This window comes from Edwardsiella sp. A.80236, from assembly GCF_044540725.1.
GTDB classification, from domain to species: Bacteria; Pseudomonadota; Gammaproteobacteria; order Enterobacterales; family Enterobacteriaceae; genus Edwardsiella; species Edwardsiella tarda.
The window spans coordinates 1-5,699 of the sequence record NZ_JBIUCY010000039.1 but is presented as its reverse complement, the minus strand read 5'-3'; the positions used below and the strand labels follow the sequence as shown (position 1 = coordinate 5,699).

At 46.6% G+C, this 5,699-nt stretch carries 10 protein-coding genes and 1 pseudogene; 6 read left to right on the top strand and 5 right to left on the bottom strand.

Translation table 11 applies throughout. From position 1 onward, the window contains the following. The first annotated feature begins 48 nt into the window (after positions 1-48). A complete protein-coding gene (locus ACEQFP_RS17145) occupies positions 49-177 on the top strand; it encodes an MbeD/MobD family mobilization/exclusion protein (RefSeq protein WP_332745882.1) in 129 nt (42 codons plus the stop codon). Positions 178-221: 44 nt separating this feature from the next. Here ACEQFP_RS17145 and ACEQFP_RS17140 read toward each other — a convergent pair whose 3' ends face one another. Further along, positions 222-506, bottom strand: coding sequence for a type II toxin-antitoxin system RelE/ParE family toxin (locus ACEQFP_RS17140; RefSeq protein ID WP_115150554.1), 285 nt, complete (start codon positions 504-506; stop codon positions 222-224). After that, positions 496-738: a type II toxin-antitoxin system RelB/DinJ family antitoxin gene (locus ACEQFP_RS17135; RefSeq protein WP_001554710.1), complete on the bottom strand. Its 243-nt coding sequence runs from the start codon at positions 736-738 to the stop codon at positions 496-498. Before ACEQFP_RS17135 ends, ACEQFP_RS17140 begins: the two co-directional genes overlap by 11 nt. A 264-nt stretch (positions 739-1,002) precedes the next feature. On the opposite strand from ACEQFP_RS17135, the gene ACEQFP_RS17130 reads away from it, so the two are divergent. Next, positions 1,003-1,890 (top strand): replication initiation protein, encoded by an 888-nt coding sequence (locus ACEQFP_RS17130; protein ID WP_396464368.1) that lies wholly within the window; start codon positions 1,003-1,005, stop codon positions 1,888-1,890. Here ACEQFP_RS17130 and ACEQFP_RS17125 read toward each other — a convergent pair. The 3 genes from ACEQFP_RS17125 to ACEQFP_RS17115 are packed head-to-tail and all read right to left on the bottom strand — an operon-like array spanning position 1,882 to position 3,461. Beyond that, complete coding sequence (locus tag ACEQFP_RS17125; RefSeq protein ID WP_396464367.1) at positions 1,882-2,091, bottom strand: retron Se72 family effector protein; 210 nt, start codon at positions 2,089-2,091, stop codon at positions 1,882-1,884. The two genes, ACEQFP_RS17130 and ACEQFP_RS17125, sit on opposite strands and share 9 nt — an antisense overlap. Position 2,092: 1 nt before the next feature. Then, positions 2,093-3,238 (bottom strand): reverse transcriptase family protein, encoded by a 1,146-nt coding sequence (locus ACEQFP_RS17120; RefSeq protein ID WP_396464366.1) that lies wholly within the window; start codon positions 3,236-3,238, stop codon positions 2,093-2,095. A gap of 34 nt (positions 3,239-3,272) precedes the next feature. Continuing rightward, positions 3,273-3,461, bottom strand: a complete 189-nt coding sequence (locus tag ACEQFP_RS17115; RefSeq protein ID WP_396464365.1) for a hypothetical protein — start codon at positions 3,459-3,461, stop codon at positions 3,273-3,275. A gap of 554 nt (positions 3,462-4,015) precedes the next feature. Between ACEQFP_RS17115 and mobC the strand changes: the two genes are divergently transcribed. From mobC to ACEQFP_RS17095, 4 genes and pseudogenes are all read left to right on the top strand, one after another. Beyond that, positions 4,016-4,342, top strand: coding sequence for a plasmid mobilization relaxosome protein MobC (mobC, locus tag ACEQFP_RS17110; protein WP_396464364.1), 327 nt, complete (start codon positions 4,016-4,018; stop codon positions 4,340-4,342). Then, positions 4,245-4,649, top strand: a pseudogene (locus ACEQFP_RS17105) (hypothetical protein); the annotation flags it as partial. The gene mobC and the pseudogene ACEQFP_RS17105, both read left to right, overlap by 98 nt. A 370-nt stretch (positions 4,650-5,019) precedes the next feature. Continuing rightward, the gene (locus ACEQFP_RS17100) at positions 5,020-5,505 is read left to right on the top strand and encodes an MbeB family mobilization protein (RefSeq protein ID WP_396464363.1); all 486 of its coding nucleotides are present in this window, start codon (positions 5,020-5,022) and stop codon (positions 5,503-5,505) included. A gap of 60 nt (positions 5,506-5,565) precedes the next feature. Next, on the top strand, positions 5,566-5,699 hold a 134-nt coding region (locus tag ACEQFP_RS17095; RefSeq protein WP_396464369.1), incomplete at its 3' end, for an MbeD family mobilization/exclusion protein.

The following is a 5,699-nucleotide window of genomic DNA, read 5'->3' as shown; positions in this document are numbered from 1 at the left end:
GAACAACAGCAGCAAGCGTGGCAGGACAGCTACGCCAACTTACAGCGCATGTTCGAGGTTACCTCGCAGGAGTTGGCGAAAAACGACAGGGTTTGTCAGGCCTTGAGCATGCAAGTCACCAGCTTGGCGCAGCAAGTCGAGAGCTTAAACAGAACAGTGCGCCGCTTGAGCAATTAGCCAAGCGGCACGAACAGCGGCATTCTCGCGGTCACGGCATGAGTTTATAAGCGTTTATCGGCAGCATCGTAAGCGGCAGAACGCTCGCGCTTACCGACCGCCACCACGAATACCGTAATGGTTTGATCGCGAACCTGATAGACCAAGCGATAACCGGATGCACGGAGCTTGATTTTGTAGCAATCCGGCAGCTCTCGCAGGCGATTTTTATCGATCCGCGGGTGCTGTAGAACCTGCTCGAGTTTTTTCTTGAACTGCAGACGGACATCATCCCCGAGCTTACGCCATTCCTTCAGGGCTCGGGGATCAAACTCAAGGTTATAGCTCATCCAGTGACACCTTTACGCCCGCCTGTGGGTTTTCCAGCCGATCCCGAACGATAGCCATCAAATCGGCATCATCCTCGGTCAGCAAAACCTGCTGGAACGGCAAGCGTCCGCTTTGGGCTACATACTCCAGTGTTTGGCGCAGAACCTCGGACGGCGTTACGCCCAGCTTTTCCAATGCGGCATAAGAGCGGCTTTTCAGCTCGTCATCGATCCGAATATTAATCGTGGCCATCATCTCACCTCTTTATGTAGTGACAAGTGTATCTACAAAAAGTAGTATGAGCGTAAAGCCGTGCGAGAACAAGCAGGAATAACGGATTGTCGGGGATGACAAAAACCGTTGTTGAGGTGTAACTTAGCGGCAGAAAAAACAAAGCCCCGAAATCATGCTCTACTTTGGCGAGCGGACATGACATTCAGGGCTAGGTCGAAACCTAGAAAGGATATTAGCACATGCAGCGTGCAAAACAACAGCCCCGCCATAAGGCTGGGAGCCTTGGATAATCAGGCTTTAACGCTTTTTAATGACCGGTTACCCCACAAGCCGTACTTCTCCGATGATTTACAGTTTGGTGTCCGCATTGCCGGTAAAGAGCGTGCTCTCCTCGCAAAATACATCCAGTTTAACCAGCCCCACGCCATGTACTGGCTTTGCTTTGACGTGGACAGGGCCGGAGCCGCGATTGATTGGGCCGATCTGGGTGCACCTGCGCCGACACTGACCATCAAAAACCCCGATAACGGACATGCTCACCTGTTGTATGCCTTGCATACGGCGGTACGCACCGCGCCGGATGGTCGAGCCGCCCCCCTCAAATATGCCGCCGCCATTGAGAATGCGCTGCGTAAAAAATTGGGCGCAGATGCGGGGTATTCAGGGCTAATTTGCAAGAATCCGAACCATCTGCACTGGCAGATTACCGTCTGGCAGCCAGAGCTCTACACCCTCGACTGGTTAGCCGATTACCTCGACCTTGGCGCAGCCAATGACCGCGAAATCCTACCGGACTACGGTTTAGGCCGTAACTGCACCCTCTTCGATAAAACCCGCAAGTGGGCTTACCGCGCTATCCGCCAAGGCTGGCCGGAGTATGATCAATGGCTGCAAGCCTGCATTGACCGCGCCAAAGCTTACAACCTGCAGTTCTCCACACCGTTAGATGAGAACGAAGTTATGGGCATTGCCAAAAGTGTAGCCAAGTGGACAAGTAAGAATTTTACAGAGGTGGGATTTGCTGAGTATGTTAAAAAAACACATACGCCTGAACTTCAATCTAAAAGAGGCGCTAAGAGTAAAGGCGGTGGTAGGCCCTCTCTTGGAGAGCCGTGGATTGAGTTAGGTATTAGTAGACGAACTTATTTCAGACGACGTAATTTAAATTAGCGATATATCTATCGCTCGGTGTCCTTTAGGTGTCTTAACTATGTTAAAGCTTACTTTTGTACCCTTAGGTAAATCTATAACATCAAGATTGTTAACTATATCTGAATGACTGAATATTAAGTCTCTTCCTTTTTCACGCCTAATAAAGCCAAAGCCTTTAACAGGGTCGTAGAAGTTAACAAAGCCAATAGTTATATCCATTTCATTGTTTCTCAATAGGAAGTAATGCTCTCAGTTCACGCCGGTATGTTTTAGCTAGGTTTTTTTGCGTTCTAGCCACAATACCAAACTTATAAATAAGCTTGTTAACCTTTGATATTTGTTCTTCGCTAAGTGGCGGCGAAAATGTTTTAATGTACCTTTTTGCGAACATGGTACATTTTTTTATTCTAAATTCGTCATAGATGGGTAATATTTCAGACAGCGTTTGTCGAAGATCTTTTGCTTGGCTATGTCCAAGCCTTTCCATTTGAGCTACTTTACCTGAGCATTTATTCCAAAGATCATGATACTCAACACTATCTTTCTTTGCGTCATAGTCTTTTTTGCATATATAAACTAGATATCTAATGTATCGTCTATCTGCTTTTGTGAGCTTTGGAATCCCATGCTTAACCCATAAGCCTGTTACTTGAAGCTTGGCATTTGAATCTTTGCTGTGTTCAATTGATGTTTTGTCTTTATTTATATTAAGTCTATAACTTCTAGCCATTCCAGTTACTAGTTGTATGATCTCTGTCTTTTCTGCATCAGACAAGTCATTATCCGATGATACAGTTATATCATCTAGTAATCTGGTATAGGAAAGTCCTTTTCTACTTAGTTTATTTACTATATTGAACTCTTTATTGAAAAAAACTAGGTTTGCTATATAGCTTGAACAGCATGCACCTTGAGGGACTTTACCGTTTAATGTAACTAATTCAGTTAATGCTGATGACACATCAGGAGAAAAACGCATTAAATATTGGAATATTTGGTGTACATCTCGTTTACTAATGCTTGGATAAAAATCTTGTATATCCATGCAAATAATTGTTTTCTTTTTTGTATGAGACGCAGAATTAGATATGTAATCTTTTTCTTTTAGACCGCCATGCAAATAACTTGGGTAGGTTACATTTTCAAAAATTTCCCTATTTATTTTTTTCTGTAGTGCTTTTAGGGCTTTTTTAGGTTCAAAAATTGTTCGTTTTTTTTGTTTCTTCCCTGTGTGGATATCGAATGATTTGTATGATTTAGGTATTGTTTCGATTATCCATTCTAGTCTAGGTCTATCTACTCCAAGCATGGATGATAATGACTCTAAGGATGAAATGGATGTACCGTTGAATCTAGGTTTTGTCATGGTGATATTTTTTAGGTGTAGAGTTTAAAGTCGATTAGTTCAGGAAGAATTTTTCTACTATTTCAGCCAGAATCTTCCCTATAATCAAGATCTTACTAGCGTTAATGGTAACCGCGTTCATATCTTCCTTAGCGCCGATCTCTTTCTTTTGCTTCTTCTTTCTGTCTCCAGATTTAGTTGAAGCGCTCTTAATCACAGTGATATTGATGTTGATGTTAAACATACTTTGTTTCTCCGTTTTGGTTTGATTTCTGTCAGACCAGGGAAAACCAAAGGAATAAATCTATCAGCGCTTAGGGACTTTAAAATCTCATTGTCAGACAATCGTCGCCAGTTTTTGTGCAGGTAATAAACGTTTGTTGCGCGCTATCACCGTTACTTAGCGACCAGCCGGTCATGATCTCGTTAGAGATCGCCTCGTTAGACAAGGCATAGTCTTCCTTTGATATCACGTGACTATTTTTTAAAGAGCAAGAGTCGGGCGAGGTTCGCCCGTTTCGAGGGACATTATAATTTTAGTGACACTATATGTCACTAATTCTTAGATGTGGCACTAAACAACCTATATCAGATAACAGCCCTGCTTTTGCGGGGCTTTTTGTTTGTGCGTGAAGTGGCCTCGATGTACGATAGATGCTGAATTAAGCCAGTACACACAGCGTCCCCTCTGCGAGGTTCCTTCTGTGACTGGTTCAGGGGGCTCGCCGCCCCCCGAAACCCCTTGCATCCACTGCGAAAATTCGCACGTTGGGTGCGAAACTTTCTCAGCGGATTCTCATGGAAAAGCGCACCAAAGAGATCAAAATCAGACTCACCGAAGCGGAGCATCAGCGGTTACTTGAACGCTGCGACCGTACGCATTTGGCCGAGTGGTTACGTGCCGTTGGCTTAGGCGAATCGCGAACAGTTCGGCGTCGTCCGCTACCTACCGTAGACCCGACCTTGTTACGTCAGGTCAGCGGGATTGGTAATAACCTCAATCAAATAGCCCGTTACTTGAATCAGCATGGCTTACCGCCGCAAGAACGGGTGTCGTTGTTCGCCGTGCTTAATAGCATTGACCAACATCTTGCCGAACTGCTGGAGCAACATCGTGATTGTTAAGATTCATGGTCGTGGTGCCGGTGGCGGGAGTGGCCCTGTCGATTACCTTCTGGGCCCAGATCGTCAGCGCGAACAAGCGATGGTGTTACGGGGTAACCCTGAGCACGTCAAAGAGCTGATTGATGGCTGCGCATTTGCCCGAACCTATACCTCTGGCGTGCTCTCTTTTCAGGAGAGTGATTTACCCGCAGGCGAAAAGCAGCGCTTGATGGATGAATGGGAGCAGACATTGATGACCGGTCTAGATAAAGACCAGTATGCCTGCCTCTGGGTTCAACATCAGGACAAAGGGCGTCTTGAATTGAATTTTGTTATCCCGAACATCGAATTGCAGAGCGGAAAACGGCTGCAACCTTACTTTGATCGGGCTGACCGGCCTCGCGTTAACGCATGGCAAACCCTCACCAATGACCGGCTTGGATTACGCGACCCGAATGACCCTGCTAATCGCCGAGCATTAACCCCCTCTAATGACCTTCCTCGCAACAAGCAGCAGGCGGCGGAAGCTATTACCAAAGGGCTCATCTGCCTGATTGAGCAGGGAGAAATCACGGATCGTAAAGGGGTGATTTCCCACCTTACCGATGCTGGATTGTCGGTTGTACGGGAAACCAAATCCAGTATCAGTATTGCTGATCCGGCAGGTGGCCCGAATATTCGCTTAAAAGGAGTGCTGTATGAGCGAGATTTTAAATTTAGCGCGGGAGTTCGAGAGCAAATCGAAGCAGCAAGCCAAGACTACCGCAACGAGCGTCGCGCTCGCATTCGGGAAGCACGAGAAACGTATCACCGAGGCCTTGAGATTAAGCTCAAAGAACATACAGACCGCTATCCAAGAAGAGAACGACAACCAGCTAAAGCAGATACACCGCTTAGTCGGAATGACATGGCTGTACAGCCTGGCATTAAGCGGGATCCTGTTTGCGATATTGATTGGCGTAGCTTGGTATCTCGGGACTATCGTGGTCGAACGCCAGAACGAAATCAGCGAGCAGAGCCAGATCCTGCAGGACTTAAAGAGCCAGACCGGAGCCGGCGTATCGATAATTCGCGATTCCAAGAACAAGAGCGTGTATTACCTGATCCTTCCGCAGGGGGCGAAGCAGATCGACGAGTACAAGAACGCTCAACATCGTCAGGTCATCAAGTACAGCGCCAAATAACCTCATCAGACGCCACAGAATCGATTCTGGGCGGTTTTATCTATCAGGGTGAAGAGATTCATGACCGAAATGGAGCAGCAGCTTCTGAGCGCATTAGAGAGCTTACAGAGGCACTACGAACAACAGCAGCAAGCGTGGCAGGACAGCTACGCCAACTTACAGCGCATGTTCGAGGTTACCTCGCAGGAGTTGGC

Bases quoted from the DNA above. Each gene is read 5' to 3' on its own strand.
- ACEQFP_RS17145 (WP_332745882.1), top strand. From the start codon at position 49: ATGTTCGAGGTTACCTCGCAGGAGTTGGCGAAAAACGACAGGGTTTGT.
- ACEQFP_RS17140 (WP_115150554.1), bottom strand. From the start codon at position 506: ATGAGCTATAACCTTGAGTTTGATCCCCGAGCCCTGAAGGAATGGCGT.
- ACEQFP_RS17135 (WP_001554710.1), bottom strand. From the start codon at position 738: ATGGCCACGATTAATATTCGGATCGATGACGAGCTGAAAAGCCGCTCT.
- ACEQFP_RS17125 (WP_396464367.1), bottom strand. From the start codon at position 2,091: ATGGATATAACTATTGGCTTTGTTAACTTCTACGACCCTGTTAAAGGC.
- ACEQFP_RS17120 (WP_396464366.1), bottom strand. From the start codon at position 3,238: ATGACAAAACCTAGATTCAACGGTACATCCATTTCATCCTTAGAGTCA.
- ACEQFP_RS17115 (WP_396464365.1), bottom strand. From the start codon at position 3,461: ATGTTTAACATCAACATCAATATCACTGTGATTAAGAGCGCTTCAACT.
- mobC (WP_396464364.1), top strand. From the start codon at position 4,016: ATGGAAAAGCGCACCAAAGAGATCAAAATCAGACTCACCGAAGCGGAG.
- ACEQFP_RS17100 (WP_396464363.1), top strand. From the start codon at position 5,020: ATGAGCGAGATTTTAAATTTAGCGCGGGAGTTCGAGAGCAAATCGAAG.